The organism is Pseudogemmobacter bohemicus, from assembly GCF_003290025.1.
Lineage (GTDB): Bacteria > Pseudomonadota > Alphaproteobacteria > Rhodobacterales > Rhodobacteraceae > Pseudogemmobacter > Pseudogemmobacter bohemicus.
In genome coordinates this window covers 460,235-478,391 of the sequence record NZ_QNHG01000003.1, presented here as the reverse complement: position 1 = coordinate 478,391, position 18,157 = coordinate 460,235, and the positions used below count along the sequence as shown (strand labels likewise).

The following is an 18,157-nucleotide window of genomic DNA, read 5'->3' as shown; positions in this document are numbered from 1 at the left end:
GCGCACGAATGGTGGCAGGTCTATGTCCCTGACTATGATCCGGAACGCGAAACGGTCACAGCCAACGATACGGCGCACCGACACAGCGAGTTCGGATCTCTCCCGGTCGCCGCTCACGATACGGGAGACGCGGTGAGTAAGAACGGCCCCGGTGCTCCTCTGGCACAGAATACGGGGCCGTTTCTCATTTCAGCGCCAGTATTGAGCGCCAGCCAGCCCTCGCCCCGATCAGCGACGACGCAGCTTTCTGCCAGCGTCTGTGCCTTATGGACGGGATACCGGATCAACCCGGCAGGCTGTCGCCGGTTCCCTTAATAACCGAAAAATTGTACTGATCCCGCCCCTACAAAGGGGCGCATCAGATCAGGCGTTGCGGGCCAGCCGCGCCTCCAGCACGCCGAAAGGCACGCCCGGCTCGTCCTTGGCATTGCGGATCACCAGGCTGGTTTTGACATTGGCCACATTCGGCGCCGTCAACAGATCCGAGGTCAGAAAGGTCTGGAAGGTCGAGAGATCGGGCGAGACACATTTCAGGATGAAGTCGATCTCGCCGTTCAGCATATGGCATTCACGCACCAGCGGCCAGGCGCGGCAGCGTTCCTCAAAGGCCGAGAGATCCGATTCTGCCTGGCTCGACAACCGCACCATCGCGAAAACCGAAACCTCAAAACCAAGCGCGCGGGCGTCGATATCGGCGTGATAGCCGGTGATATAGCCCTGCTCTTCCAGGGTGCGCACGCGGCGCAGACAGGGCGGCGCCGAGATCCCCACGCGGCTTGCCAGCTCGACATTCGTCATCCGGCCATCGGACTGCAGTTCCGCCAGGATCTGCCGGTCGGTTTCGTCAAGCTTGTGGCTCGCCATGGGTGACTCCTTAACTTCTGCCGTCTCCATAGGCTTTTGCCCGTTTTTGCGCAACAATGTTTCAATGTCAGTGCCAACAACAAGCGCTGCATTGCGGGGCGGGACACGCATAGCCGCAATTCCGGGCATGCAGCCCCTGCGGATAGTGGGGGGCTTCCGGCGACGGCCCGGCTTGACTATATCCAGCGGGAATGCGCGGCCCGGGCGTCGGCTGCGCCCGATACGGATATCAGGGCCACCCGGGATTGGGGTGGCGGGGAAGGACCGACATGGCTGACACGCGGCATACCAAAGTTCTGATCATCGGCTCCGGCCCGGCGGGCTATACGGCGGCGGTCTATGCCGCACGCGCCATGCTGCAACCCTTGCTGATCCAGGGCCTGCAACCCGGCGGCCAGCTGACCATCACCACCGATGTCGAGAACTGGCCCGGGCTGAAAACCGTCCAGGGCCCCGAGCTGATGGTCGGGATGGAAGAACATGCCCGCGAGATGGGCGCCGAGATCATCGCCGATTACATCACCGCGCTGGATCTGTCGAAACGCCCCTTCACGGCGGTGGCCGACAGCGGCACCACCTATACGGCGGATGCGGTGATCCTGGCGACCGGCGCCCAGGCGAAATGGCTGGGTCTGCCCTCCGAAGAGAAATTCAAGGGTTTCGGCGTTTCGGCCTGCGCCACCTGCGACGGCTTTTTCTATCGCGGCAAGGATGTCGCGGTGATCGGTGGCGGCAATACGGCGGTTGAAGAGGCGCTGTTCCTGACCAATTTCGCAAACAAGGTGACGCTGATCCATCGCCGCGATTCGCTCCGCGCCGAAAAGATCCTGCAGGAGCGGCTGTTCAGACACCCGAAGGTCGAGGTGATCTGGGACAGCGAAGTGACCGAAGTTCTCGGCGCCGAAAGCCCTCTGGGGGTCGAGGCGGTGCGGGTTTCCAATCTGAAAAGCGGCGCCACCCATGATCTGCCGGTCGCGGGCTTCTTCGTTGCCATCGGCCATGCGCCTTCGTCCGAGCTGGTCAGAGACCAGCTGGAGCTGCATCACGGCGGCTATGTGAAGGTCGAACCCGGCACCACCCGCACTTCGATCCCCGGCGTTTTCGCCGCCGGAGATCTGACGGATCACGTCTACCGCCAGGCGGTGACCTCGGCCGGCATGGGCTGCATGGCGGCGCTCGATGCCGAGCGCTGGCTGGCCGAACAGCCCTGAATCCCCTTCCGCCTGTCGCGCCCAGAATGCGACAGGCGGAAAATTAACCCATCTGTTCAGGCCTTTGTGATTTGGTCAGGGCAAGGCTTTGGGTCACGCTGCTGGTCCTCGCCCGCAAATTGCGCTCTGATCCATTTCCCGACCGAAGGCCTCCCTTGTTTTCCTATCTTCAGCTTACGCCGGGCGAACCCGCCCCCTGGTTCACCCTGCCCGCGCCGTCGACGCCCACCTATGCGCTTGATACGACTGCCGGGCGCTATCTGCTCTTATGCTTCTTCGTCAGCGCCTCCGGCCCGCATTTCGCACCGCGCATGCAGGCGGTCCTGGCACGGCCTGACCTTTTCAACGACGGTTTCGCCGCCTTTTTCGGGATCAGCGCCGATCCGCGCGACCAGGAGGGGCGGTTGCAGAACCGCCTGCCCGGCTACCGCTTTCTGTGGGACAACGCGCTGAGCGCCGCGCGCCTTTATGGCGTCACCCCGCGCGAATCCGCCCAGCCCGGCCAGGGGCTGCGGCCGCTTTGGGCGCTGATGGATCCGACCATGCGGATGATCGGGGTCATCCCCTTCGAGCAGGACGGCTCTGACATTGCGCGCGTCATTTCACTGCTGGAAAGCCAGCCCGCGCCGGACCGCTTCGCCGGCATGCGCCTCCAGGCGCCGGTTCTGTGCCTGCCCCGCGTTTTTGAACCCGATCTTTGCGAAAACCTGATCGCCCGCTATGAGGCCGGGGGCGGCGAGCTTTCCGGCACCATGCGCCAGATCGGCGGCAAGACGGTGGGCATCAACGATCTGCGCTTCAAATCGCGGCGTGACTGCGACATCACCGACCAGGCGATGATCGCCCGCATTCAAAGCGCCATCACCCGCCGCGTCCTGCCCGAGATCCGCAAGGTCCACCAGTTTCACGCCACCCGGATGGAGCGCTATATCGTCTCTTGCTACGACGCCGCCGAGGGCGGGCATTTCAGCGCCCATCGCGACAATACCACCTCGGGGACCGCGCATCGCCGCTTTGCCATCTCGATCAACCTCAATGCCGATTTCGACGGCGGCGAGGTGAGCTTTCCCGAATATGGACCAGAGGGGCTGAAGGCGCCGCCCGGCGGCGCGGTGGTGTTTTCCTGCTCGCTCCTGCACCGGGTCTCGCCGGTCACGCGCGGCCGGCGCTATGCGTTCCTGCCCTTCGTCTATGACGACACGGCGGCCAAAATCCGCGAGGCCAATCTGTCCAGCATCGTTGCCGCGGCTCCGGCCATATCTGACGGCGGCTGAGCACCCCGGCAAAAGCCGGGGAGGAAGGTCCACACAAAGGCACCCATCGCGAATTGTGGTCCAACACCGGGCCCGAGCCGCGATAATTGTGCTTATTCCCGCCTGGAAACCGGTCTTTGGCTTGAATTTCGTCATAATCGCGGTTTAAGCCCGCGCCGAACACGTCCGCAATCCGCCGCGGGGCCCCTCCCCGCAGGTCGTCAAGGAACAGAAGGCAGCCCTTATGTCGTCCCCCAATCTTGCCCCGATCCCCGAGCTTTACGTCTCTTACGACTCCGCGCAAAAGCTCAAGCATGAGGCGGCGGCGCTGACCTCCTGGGATCTGAGCCCGCGCCAGACCTGTGACCTGGAACTGCTGATGAATGGCGGCTTCTTCCCGCTGAAAGGGTTCATGGGCCAGGCCGATTACGAGGGCGTTGTCGAGACTATGCGCACCGCCGACGGCACGCTTTTCCCGATGCCGATCACGCTGGATGTGTCCGAGAAATTCGCCGAAGGGGTCGAACCCGGCCAGGACATCGCGCTGCGCGACCAGGAAGGCGTGATCCTTGCCATTCTGTCGGTCACCGATAAATGGGTGCCGAACAAGGCGAACGAGGCCGAGAAGGTGTTCGGGGCCGATGACCTCGCCCATCCGGCGGTGAACTACCTGCACAACACCGCCGGCGCGGTCTATCTGGGCGGTGCGATCACCGGCATCCAGACCCCGGTGCATTACGATTTCAAATCGCGCCGCGACACGCCGAATGAGCTGCGCGCCTTCTTCCGCAAGATGGGCTGGAGGAAGATTGTCGCGTTCCAGACCCGCAACCCGCTGCATCGCGCCCATCAGGAACTGACCTTCCGCGCCGCACGCGAGGCCCAGGCCAACCTGCTGATCCATCCGGTGGTCGGCATGACCAAGCCGGGCGATGTGGATCACTTCACCCGCGTGCGCTGCTATGAGGCGGTGCTGGACAAATACCCGGCCCAGACCACGCAGCTTTCGCTTTTGAACCTTGCGATGCGCATGGCCGGCCCGCGTGAGGCGCTGTGGCATGCGATCATCCGCAAGAACCATGGCTGCACCCATTTCATCGTCGGCCGCGACCATGCCGGCCCGGGCAAGAACTCCCAGGGCAAGGATTTCTACGACCCCTATGCCGCGCAAGAGCTGGTGGCAAAGCACCAGGAAGAAGTCGGCATCGAGATGGTCGATTTCAAACACATGGTCTATGTGCAGGAAAAAGCCCAGTATTTCCCGGCCAATGAGCTGCCCGAGGGCGCGACCGTCCTCGACATCTCCGGCACCGAACTGCGCCGCCGGCTGCGCGAGGGGCTCGAGATCCCGGAATGGTTCTCCTTCCCCGAAGTGGTGACAGAGCTGCGCCGCACCTCGCCGCCGCGTTCGAAACAGGGCTTCACCGTGTTCTTCACCGGCCTTTCCGGATCGGGTAAATCGACCATCGCCAATGCGCTGATGGTCAAGCTGATGGAGATGGGTGGCCGCCCGGTCACCCTGCTGGATGGTGACGTGGTGCGTAAACACCTCTCGTCCGAGCTCGGCTTCTCGAAAGAGCATCGCGATATCAATATCAAGCGCATCGGCTATGTCGCATCGGAAATCACCAAGAATGGCGGCATCGCCATCTGCGCCCCGATCGCGCCCTATACCGCCACCCGCCGCGCCGTACGCGAGATGATCGAGGCTTTCGGCGCCTTTATCGAGGTGCATGTCGCCACCTCGGTCGAGGAATGCGAACGCCGCGACCGCAAAGGCCTCTACAAGCTGGCGCGCGAAGGCAAGATCAAGGAATTCACCGGGATCTCGGATCCCTATGAAGCCCCGACCCATGCCGAACTGGTGGTGGATACCGAAGGCGCAGAGGTCGATCACTGCGCGCATCAGGTGATCCTGAAACTTGAGGCGATGGGCCTGATCAAGGCGTAAGCATCGAAACAGACCATGACCCGGCCGGAAAGGTAACCCTTTTCCGGCCGGGTCATTTTCCATGTAAAGGTGCAGGGAACAGCCCCGCAGCAGCCCCGGTTCAGCCGCAAAGCCCCATCACAGCCGGGCAAACAGCTTTACGGAAAATCGCTATCGCTGCGCCTTTCCCTCTGCCCGCGCCGCCCTTGCCACACTGCTGCTGGCCACCTGAGTTTCTGAGCCCATGACCCGGGAACAGGCCTTCAAAAAAAGTATGGCCCGCCCCGCTGTTGCAAGATTTTCGTGGATGTCCTTCCGGCTTGCGTAAATGTATCCGGCCTCTGATCAGTCACCCACTTTCGGCGACAAGGCCTTGATGAGATCCGCATCCCGGGTTCCGGATTGATGGCACGGGATCGCATCCCGCTTTTTGCGCGTGGCTTACCCGTGGTCGATCAACCGTTTGGTCATCACGTCCCCTCCGATGGGTTTCGCGGTGAAGGGGTCAGGTGTTGGCAGTTCCCTTCGACGGCCATCAGAGGTGGCTGCGAAAATTTGAACACCCGGGATAAGTGGATTTTCCGAGCAACAGCGGCATGATGCTGCGAGCGAGGAGAAGATCATGGGCAGACGATCGGGCCGGAACCACAGCCCGGCATTCAAGGCGGAAGTGGCAGTTACTGCGATCTAGGGCGAGAAGGCTCTGATCGAGTTGGCGCAGGATTTCGATGTGCATCCGAACCAGATCAAGCAGTGGCGTGACCAGCTGCTTGAGGGCGCGACCTGGGTGTTCGGGGATGCTCCGAAGGTCGAGCCGGAGCCGACCATCGCTGTGAAGACCCTGCACGCCAAGATCGGGGACCGAAGCCGTTGGCGCCATTGGTTCGAGCCAATGGCTGAGGCGCTGGAGAACGATTTTTTGTCCGGCGCGCGATGCATTGCGAGGTGAACGCCACCGGTTCGAGAGAGCCGAGCAGGGGTCTATTGCCGAGCGCAAAAAGATGATCGATCCCACCGCCAAGCTGAGCGTCAGACGCCATACCATCGTGCTGGGGATCAGCCGGAGCAGTATCTGTTACCAGCCCCGCCCAGCCTCGGATGCCGATCTGAAGCTGATGAGACCCTGATCGACAGGCTGCACATGGAATTCCCGTTCGCGGGAAGCCGGATGTTGCAGGGGCTGCTGGTTCGAGGCAAGGGTTCAAGGTTGGACGGCTGCAGGTTGCCACGCTGATGAAACGTATGGGCGAGCGGGTAAGCGCCACGGGTTCGAGCGAACCCGCGAGTAAGGCGCTTTACCGCCGGCCGAACACTTCGAAACCTGCACCCGGGTACAAGATCTACCCTTATCTGCTCAGGAAGCTGCCCGTCACCCGACCCACTCAGGTCTGGGCAATGGACATCACCTACATTCCGATGGCGCGTGTGTTCCTCTGCCTCGCTGCCTCGCTGCCGTGCTCGACGGGTTCACGCGGCGCGTCCTGGCATGGCGGGTGTCGATTACGCTGGAAGCCGATTTTTGCATAGAAGCTGTGGAAGAGGCGCTGGCGCGACATGGCAAGCCCGAGATCTTCAATACGGACCAGGGCAGCCAGTTCACTTCGACAACCTTCATCAAGGTGCTGGCTGCGCGCGAAATCAAGGTCAGCATGGATGGCAAGGGCGCCTGGCGCGACAACGTCTTCGTCGAACGCCTCTGGCGGACCGTCAAATACGAGGAGGTCTGCCTGCGGGCCTATGCCCGCGTGTCCGAGGCCCGGGAAGAAGATCGGCCGATATCTGAACGTCTACAACACCCGCCGTCCGCATTCATCGCTTGACGGGAAAACTCCCGATCAGGCCTGCTTCAACCAGCCAATGCCCGAACCCGCAGCGGCCTAAACGAGGCGGAAAAACACTTGGAAAACGCCCGGAACCTGTTCAGATAAGCCGAACCACCTCTGTTGGCACGGCTCAGACCGGGCCTCGTCCACACTTGCCTGCAATTCCCCTGACAGAAATACTCCCTGGGGGTGCGGGGGGCGGAGCACCCCCGCTCAGGCCGGCCAAAGGCACAGCGCCGATTTCAATGCACCGACATCGGCGCAAAATCATGCGCCCGCGCCAGGTTGAATGCCAGCGCCCGATCCGCCACCAGCGCCAGGCGCTGACCGTCCACCGCATGGACGGAATAGATCACGCCGGCATCGCCGACCTGGGCGCGGACTTCTTCGGGCAAATCTTCCACCGCCACCGGCCTGACATAGACGATGCGGCTTTTCCCCTCGGGGAATCCTTCAAACGGCGTATTCATCTTCTTACCCCTTTCTCTGCCCGATCCTGATCGTCTGCACCACGGTCTCCGGCACCTGACGTCTGAGATCGATATGCAAAAGCCCATGCTCCATATGCGCCCCCGCCACGTCCACCCCATCGGCCAGCACGAAACTGCGCTGGAAAGCGCGCGACGCGATACCACGATGCAGGAAAACACGCTCCTGTCCGTTCTCACCATCCGAGACCCGGCCACGGATCACCAGCTGCCGGTCCTCGATCGTGATCGCGAGATCTTCCTCGCGGAACCCCGCCACGGCCAGCGTGATGCGGTAGGCGTTCTCGGTCACCGCCTCGATATTATAGGGGGGATATCCTTCGCCGCTTTTGGCGGTGCGCTCGACCAGCCGTTCAAGCTGCTCGAACCCAAGAAGGAACGGGTGCGACCCGAAGCTTAGTTTCGTCATCGTCGGACTGTCCTTTTACAAAGCGACAATTCGCGGATGCCGGCCCCATCATTGGCAACCAGCCCCGGTAACCCTGAATATGGGGGGCAGAGCGCCGCCCTGCAAGTCCGGCAAATCACGGGCCTGGCGGGAAAATTTCCACAGAACCCCGGGTGGCGCTTCTCCGAATCATCATTCGGCTCTATGTTTTGATCAGAACCTTCAGCAAAGACCCGCGTCCAGCCATGAATGCCCCCTCTGAAATGAGCTTTGATGAGATGCTGCGCGTGAAACTCGGGGTTTTGCGCCGGGAACATCGCGACCTTGATGAGACGATTTCCGCGCTGGAAGACACCGGGCGCCCCGATATGCTGACCATCCGGCGGCTGAAAAAGCAAAAGCTGTCGCTGAAGGACCAGATCTCCACCATCGAGGACCGGCTGATCCCCGATATCATCGCCTGAACCCGCTTCGCCTGTTGCCCCTGACCCGGCTTTGGGCTACTCCGCGCGCCCCAAACCAGATGATGACCGGCGATGCAGGCGACTATTCTCGCGATTGATTTCGGCACCTCGAACACCGCCGTGGCCCTGCCCGGGCCGGGCGGGACCGTCAGGCGCATTGCCATCGAGGCAGAGAGCGACACCCTTCCCACCGCCGTTTTCTTCCCGCCAAAGGGCGGCGCGATGCGGATCGGCCAGGCCGCCGGCGAAGCACTGATCGCGGGCGATGAAGGCCGCTATATGCGGGCGCTGAAATCGGTTCTCGGCACGCCCTTGCTGCATGAGACGCGGATGATCGGCGGCAAACGGCAGAGCCTCGCGGATATCATCACCGCCTTTCTCATCGAGCTGCGCGCCCGCGTCACCCGGGCGACCGGCGCCTGCCCCGATCAGGTTCTGTCGGGCCGCCCGGTGCATTTTCACACGAATGATCCGGCCCGCGATGCCCGGGCCGAGGCCGATCTGCGCGCCTGCTACCACGCTGCCGGCTTTACCTCAGTGAGTTTTCTTGCCGAACCCGAGGCCGCCGCCTGGGCCTGCCAACAGGAGATCGGCGACCAGACCGGCCTTGTGATCGACATCGGCGGCGGCACCTCGGATTTCAGCGTCTTCCGGGCGGCGGGCGGCCGCGTCGATATTCTCGCCAGCCATGGCATCCGGCTGGGCGGCACCGATTTCGACCATTCCGTCTCGATGGCGCATGTGATGCCGCGCCTTGGCCATGGCGGCGAGCTCAGACGAGAGATGGGGCCAGGGCTGTTGCCGGTGCCCAATGCGATCTTCTCTGACCTCGCCACCTGGGCGCGGATCCCGTTTCTCTACACGCCCGAGACAAAGCGCGAGGTGACCTCGATGCTGCGCCTCGCGGTGGATCGCAAACGGCTGGCGCGGCTGGCGACCGTGCTGGAGGAAGAACTGGGCCATGAACTCGCCTTTGCGGTCGAGCGCGGCAAGATTGCCGCAAATAATGGCGAGGCGAAGACCCGGATCGGGATGGGGTTCATCGAACCCGCCCTCTCGGCGCCGATCTCATGGGGGTCACTGGATCTGGCTTTGCGCGACCATCGCAGCGCGCTGGATCTGGCGATCCGCGAGACCTTGCAGCTCTCCGGCCTCGACGCCGATAAGATCGGAGCGGTGATCCTTGTCGGCGGCTCCAGCCTGATGCGGCTGGTCAGCGATCTGGCGGCGGAGTTGCTGCCCGGGGCCCGCATCCACCGCTCCGAGGCCTTTACGGCGGTGGTGGACGGCCTGGCGCTGGCCGCCGCAGTATGAAAAAGGCGGCCCGGAGGCCGCCCTTCCCGATCAGATTTTTCTGCCCATGGATCTTCAGGCCTCAGGTCTTCAGCCTCAGATCTTCAGCGACGGCAGGATCTGCTTCTTGCGGCTCATAATGCCCGGCAGAACCACCGTGTCGCCCTCGACCCTGGCCCCGAACGAGGCTTCGGCAATGGTCTTCACCAGATCATTCGGCACCAGAAGCGTCGCTTCTTCTTTCAGGATGTCGATGATGAACAGCAGCACCTGGTCTGCGCCATCGGCTTTCGCCACTGCCGGCATGGTCGCCATCAGGCTGGCCTTGCGGTCCAGCAGGATCTTCGGCGCGGTGGTTTCCAGCACCGAAACCCGCAGCTCCTTGCCGCCGATCGTGTATTCCTTGCTGTCCATCCGCAGCAGCGCCTCGTCCGAGAACTCGGAAACGTCCGATTTCGCCTCGAACAGCTGGCTGGCATAATCGGGGATCGAGACACCCAGATCGGCAGCGAGTTTCTCGGCCACGGCCTTGTCATGCGGCGTGGTGGTGGGCGAGCGGAATTCCAGCGTGTCGGAAAGAATGCAGGACAGCATCGCGCCTTTGATGGCTTTCGGGGCCCGGGACAGATCGGCGCCGATCAGATCATGCATCAGCGTCGCGGTGCAGGCCAGCGGGCGGATGGTGATGTCGATGGGCGCTTTGGTTTTCAGCCCGCCGACCAGCATATGGTGGTCGATGATGCCGATAATCGCGGCCTCATTGACCGAGGGCGGCAGCTCGGCCGGGTTGTTGGTGTCGACGATAACGACTTCATCGCCGGCCGCCACATCGGCGATGATCTCGGGCTTTGCCAGATCCCAGTGCTTCAGCACGAAAGCGGCTTCGGTATTCGGCTCGCCCAGCAGACAGGGCTTTGCCGGGGTGCCTTTGATCTCCGAAAGATACCAGGCCCAGATGATCGGCGAACCGGTGGAATCGGTATCGGGGGATTTGTGGCCAAAAACCTTGATCGTCATGTCAGATTCCTTGCGGGAGAAGCACTGTTTCGCCGCGCCTTATAGGCAAGGAGAACACGCTTGTCACCTGAGGCCGCTCCCCTGCGACGACATGAATAAGGCGCGCCTCTGGCCGGGTCCGGAAGCCTCCGGCGGGGATATTTAAGGACAGATGAAAAGCACCGGAATTCATCTGTCCTTAAATATCCTGGGGGTGCGGGGGCAAGGCCCCCGCCTCTGTTTCTTCAGGCAGGCCAGCTTCTTCAGGCGGGCCAGCCACCCTTGCCCCGACAGCCATGCGGCGGCAGGGTCTTGTCGCCGAATTCGGCGAAGAGCTGCGCGCAGCCCCAGTCCTGCACGAAACCCGGCATATATTGGTGCAGGTCGATCCCGACCTCGTCGAAAGGCGTGTCAGCGCCATCCCAGTTCTTCACCCAGGACAGATAGCGATAGCCAAGCATTGCCGCAGCCGCGAAAACCGCCACGACCAGGATCGTCAAAAACCGTTTCACTTATACCTACCTCTCTCATTCCTGCGGCACCCTCCGCCGGGGGCAGATTTGCCACAGGAATGAGAGAGGCTCCAGTGATCGCCGTGATATTGTGCAATATCCGGTGGTTGCCGCCTGGAACCCGTTATCCTTTGCGGGTGACGAACCGGGTTTCGAGATAGGCTTCGATGGCTTCCGAGCCGCCCTCGGTGCCATAACCGCTGTCTTTCATGCCGCCAAAGGGCGTTTCCGGCAGCGCGAGGCCCAGATGGTTGATCGTCAGCATCCCGGCCTCGATCTCATGGCCCAGCCGGGTCGCGGTCGTGGTGTCAGAGGTATAGGCGTAGGAGGCAAGGCCGAAGGGCAGCCGGTTCGCCTCAGCAATCGCTTCGTCGATGGTGGTGAATTTGTTGATCACCGCCACCGGGCCAAAGGGTTCCTCGTTCATAATCCGGGCCGCGAGCGGCACATCGGCCAGCACGGTCGGCTCGAAAAACCAGCCTTCATTGCCGATTCGCCGCCCGCCGGTGGTCAGGCGCGCGCCCTTTTCCACCGCGTCATTGATCAGCGCCTCAAGTGCCGGGACGCGGCGCTCGTTCGACAAGGGACCCATCTCGGTTGCGGGGTCCATACCGTCGCCGACCTTCAGCTTTGCCGCGTAATCGGTGAACCGCTCGGTAAAGGCGGCGTGGAGGTCTTCCTGCACCAGGAAACGCGTCGGCGAGACGCAGACCTGGCCCGCATTGCGGAATTTGTGCATCGCGATCTGCGACACTGCCAGATCAAGATCGGCATCGCCCGCCACGATCACCGGCGCATGACCGCCCAGCTCCATCGTGGCGCGTTTCATATGCAGCCCGGCCAGAGCCGCCAGCTGCTTGCCGATGGGGGTCGAGCCGGTGAAGCTGATCTTCCGGATCACCGGATGCGGGATCAGATACTCGGAAATCTCGGCCGGGATGCCGTAGACAAGGTTCACCACCCCCGCCGGCACACCGGCATCCTGGAAGGCGCGGATCAGCCCGGACGGCGAGGCCGGGGTTTCCTCGGGCGCTTTCACGATGATCGAGCAGCCCGCCGCCAGCGCCGCAGAGAGCTTCCTGACCACCTGGTTCAGCGGGAAATTCCATGGCGTGAAGGCCGCAACCGGCCCGACAGGCTGTTTCACGGTGAATTGCAGCACATCGGGCGCGCGCGACGGGATCACCTGGCCGTAAGTGCGCTGCCCCTCGCCCGCGAACCAGTCGATCACATCGGCAGCGCCGGCGATTTCCACTTTCGACTGCGCCAGGGGCTTGCCGTTTTCCAGCGTCATCAGCACCGCGATATCATCGGCGCGCTCGCGCAGCAGCACCGCCGCCTTGCGCATGATCTTGCCGCGTTCAAAGGCCGGGACGTTCTTCCAGACCTGGAATCCCCGCTCCACCGCCGCGAGGGCCGCATCGAGATCCTCGCGCGCGGCATGGGCGACAGTGCCGATCTGCAGCCCGGTCGCCGGGTTGATCACGGGGATCACCCGCCCGCCGGTTCCCGCCCGCCACTGGCCGTCGATGAAAAGGAGCGTTTCGGTTTTGCGCGTCATGGCGAATTCCCTGGATGCTGATCAACTCTGCCAGGCCCGTGCTGCCAGATCTGGTTTGCCGTCTCTGGTTTGCCGAATCCGGCCTGCTGACTCTGGTATGCCGACTCTGGCATGCCGGCCCGGAGCAAGAGATAGCGCTGCCATCGCCCGGCGTCGACAGGGCAAAACCGGCAGGCGGCAGATATCTTTGGTTCCTCCCGGCGGTGCCCGTTACGGCTGTGCCGCCGCGCCGGCGAGATCCAGCTCGGTCAGGGTCCAGCCATTCCGGGCCAGGAGGTTCAGAACCCCCTCTTCGCCCGAAAGATGCAGCGCGCCAAAGGCCACGACCAGCGGCCCCTCGGCGGCGGCGGCCTCAATCACCGGGATCCAGGCCTGATTGCGACGGATCATCATAACATCCTCCATCACCGCCATCTCGGCATCAACCTGGTCTTTGGTGTAACCGGGCTGATCATAGGCGAAGAGGCGGTTCAGCTCCCAGATCATCCGCGAATCGGCCTCGAAATAGAGATCGGCGGTGGTGACGGCCAGATCTTCGGACTGCCCTTCCAGCGCCAGCGAGGCCTCGATCATCGCGATCGACTGGTCTTCGGTCAGGGCGCCGAAGATCGAGAACAGCGTATCATAGGGCTCCAGCGCCTGAACCCGCACGCCCGCTGCCTCTGCCGCGTCAATCAGCTGCGCATCGAGGCCGTTTTTCAGATCGGGCTGGGTGATCATGCAAGGGGGGATCGCCAGCACCACGGTCGCGTACCAGGGCTGGAACTTGGCCGCGAACACGCCGGGAATGCCGCGCGCCTCCAGCGCCTCGGAAAGGCGGCGCCAGGTGTCGCGCGGCAGGCGCTCAAGGAGGCTCGGACCATCGGTGATGAACATCAGCGATGGATCTTTCCCCATCGCTTTCATCAGCGCGTCTTCTTCCTCCGGGCCAGCCTCGACCAGCAGCACCGACGCCGCACCGATCCGTTCGGTCAGCGGCGGCAAAACCGGCATATGACGAGGATCATCAATATGATAGGTGCCCACGATGGTCATTGTCTGGCCGTCTTTCGCGGCCGTCCAGAAATTGCCGCGCGCATAGGGGACGGCATGGGCGCGGGCGCGAATCTCTGCCAGATCGCCGGGCAGCATCTGGTCGACCAGATTGGTCCCGCCGCAGAAACCCGCAGCCTGCGAGACAAGACCGAACAGCGCAAAAGCTGCGGCGGCGAGGTGTTTCATGTCGGTCTCCGGCACAATGATGAACCGCCAGGCGGCGGGGACGAGCCGCCTTTCGGCGGGGCCACTGCACAGACTGACATTTCAGCGCGGCAAGACCAAGGCATCACGCAGCCGGTGGCGTGATTGTTTCCGCATGGCGCAAGGCCCCGTCCGCGCCTGTTCTCCGGTCCGGCAGATAAAAAGCCGGGTCAGGCGGTTGACAGGCCAGATGCGGTTTCCTACGTGTGGTGCCGTTAGCACTCCCCCAGGGTGAGTGCTGATCCCATTCAACCTGGAACCTTAGGGAGTGTTACCAGATGGCATTCAAACCGCTGCATGACCGTGTGCTGGTCCGCCGCGTCCAGTCCGAGGAAAAAACCAAGGGCGGGCTGATCATCCCGGATACCGCGAAAGAAAAGCCCGCTGAAGGCGAGATCGTCTCGGCCGGCGAAGGCGCACGCAAGGATTCGGGCGAGCTGATCGCTCCGTCGGTCAAAGCCGGCGACCGCGTTCTGTTCGGCAAATGGTCGGGCACCGAAGTCACCGTCGAAGGTGAAGAGCTGCTCATTATGAAAGAAAGCGACATCCTCGGCATCATCTCGTGATGACGGGGCGGCTCCGCAGTTTCGCGTGAGCCGCGCTTTCTTTTTTCCTGAAACATACATCCGAAGGAGACAGCCATGGCTGCCAAGGACGTTAAATTCACCACCGACGCTCGTGACCGCATGCTGCGCGGCGTCAATGTTCTCGCGGACGCGGTCAAAGTGACCCTCGGCCCGAAAGGCCGCAACGTCGTGATCGAAAAGTCGTTCGGCGCGCCCCGCATCACCAAGGACGGTGTGTCGGTCGCCAAAGAGATCGAGCTTTCGGACAAGTTCGAAAACATGGGCGCCCAGCTCGTCAAGGAAGTCGCTCAGCGCACCAATGACGAAGCCGGCGACGGCACCACCACCGCAACCGTGCTGGCACAGGCCATCATCAAGGAAGGCCTGCGCTCGGTCGCAGCCGGCCTGAACCCGATGGATCTGAAGCGCGGCATCGACCTTGCAACCGGCAAAGTCGTCGAAGCCATCAAAGCCGCTTCGCGCCCGGTCAAGGATTCGGACGAAGTCGCACAGGTCGGCACCATCTCGGCCAACGGCGAAGCCACCATCGGCCGCTTCATCGCTGACGCGATGCAGAAAGTCGGCAATGAAGGCGTGATCACCGTCGAAGAGAACAAGGGCCTCGAGACCTCGGTTGAGGTTGTCGAAGGCATGCAGTTCGACCGCGGCTACCTCTCGCCCTATTTCGTCACCAATGCCGACAAGATGATTGCGGATCTCGAAGACGCATACATCCTGCTGCACGAGAAAAAACTCTCGTCGCTGCAGCCGATGGTCCCGCTGCTGGAGGCTGTGATCCAGTCGCAAAAGCCGCTGATCATCATCGCAGAAGATGTCGAAGGCGAAGCGCTGGCGACCCTCGTGGTCAACAAGCTGCGCGGCGGCCTGAAAATCGCTGCTGTCAAAGCTCCGGGCTTTGGTGATCGTCGCAAGGCCATGCTGCAGGACATCGCGATCCTGACCGGCGGCCAGGTGATCTCGGACGATCTGGGCATGAAGCTGGAGAATGTCGGCGTCGACATGCTCGGCCGCGCCAAGAAAGTCTCGATCAACAAAGACAACACCACCATCGTTGACGGTGCTGGCGAGAAAGCCGAGATCGAAGCCCGTGTGGCCCAGATCCGCACCCAGATCGAGGAAACCACCTCGGATTACGACAAAGAGAAACTGCAGGAGCGCGTGGCCAAACTGGCTGGCGGCGTTGCAGTCATCCGCGTCGGCGGCATGACCGAAGTCGAAGTCAAAGAGCGCAAAGACCGCGTTGATGACGCGCTGAACGCAACCCGCGCTGCGGTGCAGGAAGGCGTGATCGTCGGCGGCGGCGTGGCTCTGGTTCAGGCTGGCAAGGTTCTCGAAGGCCTGAAAGGCGCGAATTCGGACCAGGACGTGGGCGTCGGCATCATCCGCCGCGCACTGGAAGCTCCGCTGCGTCAGATCTCGGAAAACTCGGGCGTTGACGGGGCTGTTGTCGCCGGCAAGATCCGCGAATCCTCCTCGACCTCGTTCGGCTTCAACGCTCAGACCGAAGAATATGGCGACATGTTCTCGTTCGGCGTGATCGACCCGGCGAAAGTGACCCGCACCGCGCTGGAAAATGCGGCATCGGTGGCTTCGCTGCTGATCACCACCGAAGCGATGATCGCTGACAAGCCGGCTGACAAAGGAGCCGCTCCGGCAATGCCGGGCGGCGGCATGGGTGGTATGGATTTCTGATCCATCCCTTCTGGGAAATTTGGGAAAGGGCGGCCCTCGGGTCGCCCTTTTTCTTTGCCGCCTGCGCGGCAAATGCCTCCGGCGGGAGTATTTAAGTCAAGAGGAAGATCGGGGCGTTTAGGGACGGCGGATTTCCAGGACTTCCAGGGTCAGATCGCCGGCGGGGCGTTTCCAGATGACCTCATCGCCGGGCCGCGCCCCGATCAGCGCCCGGGCCAGCGGCGAATGTGGCGCGATACGGCCTTTGGCGGGATCAGCCTCATCCTCGCCGGTGATCTCATAAAGGGTTTCGGTGCCGGTTTCATCGGAGACCAGGGCCTGGAGGCCGAACCCCATCTCCTCGATACCCTGCATCGCCGGATCGACCGGGATCGCCGAGGCAAGCCGCGCCTCCAGCCAGCGGATATCGCGTTCGGCGGCAGCCTCGGGCAGTTTGTCGAGCCTGTCTTCGCGGGCCCGCAATGCGGCGAGGTCATCATGCCGCGCTGTCAGTCGCGCCTGAAGATCCGCCAGCCCTCGCAAAGTGACGTAATTCGGATGCTTTGAGAGCGGCAGCTCCGGCAGATCCGCGCGGTCCGCGCCGGCATCCTCATTCACAAAAGCCCTGCTCATCCTGCCCTCCGCTCCGGAGGGACAAGGCTCGTCCGGAATGCACGTCTTGTCCAGAGCCACGCCCTGCCCCAGACTGGCAGCGTCACCAGTGCCCCAGGGAAACCCGCCATGAGCTACGCCTCCATTGCCCGCCGCTGTGCCCGGATGTGCGGGCGCCCTGCCACATTGCTGATGGCCGCCGGTTTCGTGGTGATCTGGGGCATTACCGGTCCGGTTTTCGGCTGGTCGGACACCTGGCAGCTGATCGCCAACACCGCCACCAGCATCATCACCTTCCTGATGGTCTTCCTGATCCAGAACAGCCAGGACCATGACACCGCAGCCATCCAGCTGAAACTGGACGAGTTGATCCGCGCGACCAAAGGCGCCCATAACGCGCTGATGGATCTGGAGGAACTGGACGAGCGGGAGATCGCCGAATTCCGCCGCCGTTTCATCGCACTGGCGCGGGCGGCGCGGGATGGTCAGCTGCGGGGTGAGGGCGATACGGATTCGCCCGAATGCTGAGGCGCCCCCCGCTGCCGCATCCGGCCTTGCCCAGCCCCCGCCCGCCGCGCGGCGAAACGGTCGTGCTGATCCATGGCCTCGCCCGTTCGCAGCGCTCGCTGCTGCCGATTGCGGTCGTGCTGAAGACCGCCGGCTATGAGGTGGTGAACATCGCCTATCCCTCCACCCGGATGGAGGTCGCCGATGTGGCGCACTGGCTCGACCCGCAGCTCGGCGCGGTGCTGGCGGGGGGCCGGCCGGTCCATGCGGTCACCCATTCCATGGGCGGTATCCTGCTGCGCGACTGGCTGGGCCGCCACCGCCTGCCGCCCCCTGGCCGCGTGGTGATGCTGGCGCCGCCCAATCACGGCTCTGAAATCGTCGACCGGCTGGGCGCGCTGGCGCCGTTTCGCTGGGTGAACGGGCCCGCAGGCCTTGCACTCGGCACCGGGCCGGACAGCTGGCCAAACCGGCTGCCGCCCGCCGATTACCCCCTCGGGATCATCGCCGGCAACCGCTCGGTCAGCCCCTGGTTCTCATCCCTGATCCCGGGCGAGGATGATGGCAAGGTCAGCGTCGAAAGCACCAGGCTCGCAGGGATGAGCGACCATATCACCCTCTCCGTCAGCCATACCTGGATGATGTTCGCCCCCGCGGTGATCCGTCAGACGCAGCATTTCATCGCTCATGGCCGCTTCGCCCGCGAAGAACCTGCCTCTTCCTCTTGACTTAAATACTCCCGCGCGGAGCGCATCCGC

17 protein-coding genes and 1 pseudogene are annotated in these 18,157 nt (G+C 63.0%); 10 read left to right on the top strand and 8 right to left on the bottom strand.

Annotated features, from left to right (window positions below):
• Window positions 1-363 precede the first annotated feature (363 nt).
• The gene (locus tag DRF71_RS17155) at window positions 364-864 is read right to left on the bottom strand and encodes an Lrp/AsnC family transcriptional regulator (RefSeq protein WP_112311756.1); all 501 of its coding nucleotides are present in this window, start codon (window positions 862-864) and stop codon (window positions 364-366) included.
• A 269-nt stretch (window positions 865-1,133) separates the two neighbouring features.
• On the opposite strand from DRF71_RS17155, the gene trxB reads away from it, so the two are divergent.
• The 4 genes and pseudogenes from trxB to DRF71_RS17135 all read left to right on the top strand — a co-directional run bounded on the left by trxB (window position 1,134) and on the right by DRF71_RS17135 (window position 7,139).
• On the top strand, window positions 1,134-2,075 hold the full coding sequence (trxB, locus tag DRF71_RS17150) for a thioredoxin-disulfide reductase (RefSeq protein ID WP_112311755.1): 942 nt from the start codon (window positions 1,134-1,136) through the stop codon (window positions 2,073-2,075).
• Between the two features lie 155 nt (window positions 2,076-2,230).
• Window positions 2,231-3,349, top strand: coding sequence for a 2OG-Fe(II) oxygenase (locus DRF71_RS17145; RefSeq protein WP_112311754.1), 1,119 nt, complete (start codon window positions 2,231-2,233; stop codon window positions 3,347-3,349).
• 223 nt (window positions 3,350-3,572) lie between these two features.
• A complete protein-coding gene (locus tag DRF71_RS17140) occupies window positions 3,573-5,279 on the top strand; it encodes a bifunctional sulfate adenylyltransferase/adenylylsulfate kinase (RefSeq protein WP_112311753.1) in 1,707 nt (568 codons plus the stop codon).
• A gap of 601 nt (window positions 5,280-5,880) precedes the next feature.
• Window positions 5,881-7,139: pseudogene (locus DRF71_RS17135) on the top strand (IS3 family transposase).
• Between the two features lie 184 nt (window positions 7,140-7,323).
• Here DRF71_RS17135 and DRF71_RS17130 read toward each other — a convergent pair.
• Together DRF71_RS17130 and DRF71_RS17125 are read right to left on the bottom strand one after the other, a co-directional pair.
• Complete coding sequence (locus tag DRF71_RS17130; protein WP_112311752.1) at window positions 7,324-7,551, bottom strand: DUF1150 family protein; 228 nt, start codon at window positions 7,549-7,551, stop codon at window positions 7,324-7,326.
• Between the two features lie 4 nt (window positions 7,552-7,555).
• Window positions 7,556-7,978 carry an Hsp20 family protein gene (locus tag DRF71_RS17125; RefSeq protein ID WP_112311751.1) on the bottom strand — a complete coding sequence of 141 codons (423 nt, stop codon included), beginning with the start codon at window positions 7,976-7,978 and terminating at the stop codon, window positions 7,556-7,558.
• A gap of 224 nt (window positions 7,979-8,202) precedes the next feature.
• Here DRF71_RS17125 and DRF71_RS17120 point away from each other — a divergent pair, with 224 nt between their 5' ends.
• Together DRF71_RS17120 and DRF71_RS17115 are read left to right on the top strand one after the other, a co-directional pair.
• Window positions 8,203-8,421, top strand: a complete 219-nt coding sequence (locus DRF71_RS17120; protein WP_112312132.1) for a YdcH family protein — start codon at window positions 8,203-8,205, stop codon at window positions 8,419-8,421.
• A gap of 72 nt (window positions 8,422-8,493) precedes the next feature.
• Window positions 8,494-9,735: an Hsp70 family protein gene (locus DRF71_RS17115; RefSeq protein ID WP_112311750.1), complete on the top strand. Its 1,242-nt coding sequence runs from the start codon at window positions 8,494-8,496 to the stop codon at window positions 9,733-9,735.
• Window positions 9,736-9,810: 75 nt separating this feature from the next.
• On the opposite strand, the gene DRF71_RS17110 is transcribed toward DRF71_RS17115, so the two are convergent.
• The 4 genes from DRF71_RS17110 to DRF71_RS17095 form a co-directional block, all read right to left on the bottom strand.
• The gene (locus DRF71_RS17110) at window positions 9,811-10,731 is read right to left on the bottom strand and encodes a manganese-dependent inorganic pyrophosphatase (RefSeq protein WP_112311749.1); all 921 of its coding nucleotides are present in this window, start codon (window positions 10,729-10,731) and stop codon (window positions 9,811-9,813) included.
• A 242-nt stretch (window positions 10,732-10,973) separates the two neighbouring features.
• A complete protein-coding gene (locus tag DRF71_RS17105) occupies window positions 10,974-11,222 on the bottom strand; it encodes a hypothetical protein (RefSeq protein ID WP_112311748.1) in 249 nt (82 codons plus the stop codon).
• A gap of 124 nt (window positions 11,223-11,346) precedes the next feature.
• Complete coding sequence (locus tag DRF71_RS17100) at window positions 11,347-12,783, bottom strand: NAD-dependent succinate-semialdehyde dehydrogenase (RefSeq protein ID WP_112311747.1); 1,437 nt, start codon at window positions 12,781-12,783, stop codon at window positions 11,347-11,349.
• Between the two features lie 210 nt (window positions 12,784-12,993).
• Window positions 12,994-14,004: a TraB/GumN family protein gene (locus DRF71_RS17095; RefSeq protein WP_112311746.1), complete on the bottom strand. Its 1,011-nt coding sequence runs from the start codon at window positions 14,002-14,004 to the stop codon at window positions 12,994-12,996.
• A gap of 296 nt (window positions 14,005-14,300) precedes the next feature.
• Between DRF71_RS17095 and DRF71_RS17090 the strand changes: the two genes are divergently transcribed.
• Together DRF71_RS17090 and groL are read left to right on the top strand one after the other, a co-directional pair.
• Complete coding sequence (locus DRF71_RS17090) at window positions 14,301-14,588, top strand: co-chaperone GroES (RefSeq protein ID WP_112311745.1); 288 nt, start codon at window positions 14,301-14,303, stop codon at window positions 14,586-14,588.
• Window positions 14,589-14,663: 75 nt separating this feature from the next.
• Complete coding sequence (groL, locus tag DRF71_RS17085) at window positions 14,664-16,301, top strand: chaperonin GroEL (RefSeq protein ID WP_112311744.1); 1,638 nt, start codon at window positions 14,664-14,666, stop codon at window positions 16,299-16,301.
• A gap of 117 nt (window positions 16,302-16,418) precedes the next feature.
• On the opposite strand, the gene DRF71_RS17080 is transcribed toward groL, so the two are convergent.
• Window positions 16,419-16,913 (bottom strand): GreA/GreB family elongation factor, encoded by a 495-nt coding sequence (locus tag DRF71_RS17080; protein WP_112311743.1) that lies wholly within the window; start codon window positions 16,911-16,913, stop codon window positions 16,419-16,421.
• Window positions 16,914-17,021: 108 nt separating this feature from the next.
• On the opposite strand from DRF71_RS17080, the gene DRF71_RS17075 reads away from it, so the two are divergent.
• Both DRF71_RS17075 and DRF71_RS17070 read left to right on the top strand, forming a co-directional pair.
• Window positions 17,022-17,420, top strand: coding sequence for a low affinity iron permease family protein (locus tag DRF71_RS17075; RefSeq protein ID WP_112311742.1), 399 nt, complete (start codon window positions 17,022-17,024; stop codon window positions 17,418-17,420).
• Complete coding sequence (locus DRF71_RS17070; RefSeq protein WP_112311741.1) at window positions 17,414-18,127, top strand: esterase/lipase family protein; 714 nt, start codon at window positions 17,414-17,416, stop codon at window positions 18,125-18,127. The genes DRF71_RS17075 and DRF71_RS17070 overlap by 7 nt, the downstream gene beginning before the upstream one ends.
• The last annotated feature ends 30 nt before the right edge of the window (window positions 18,128-18,157 follow it).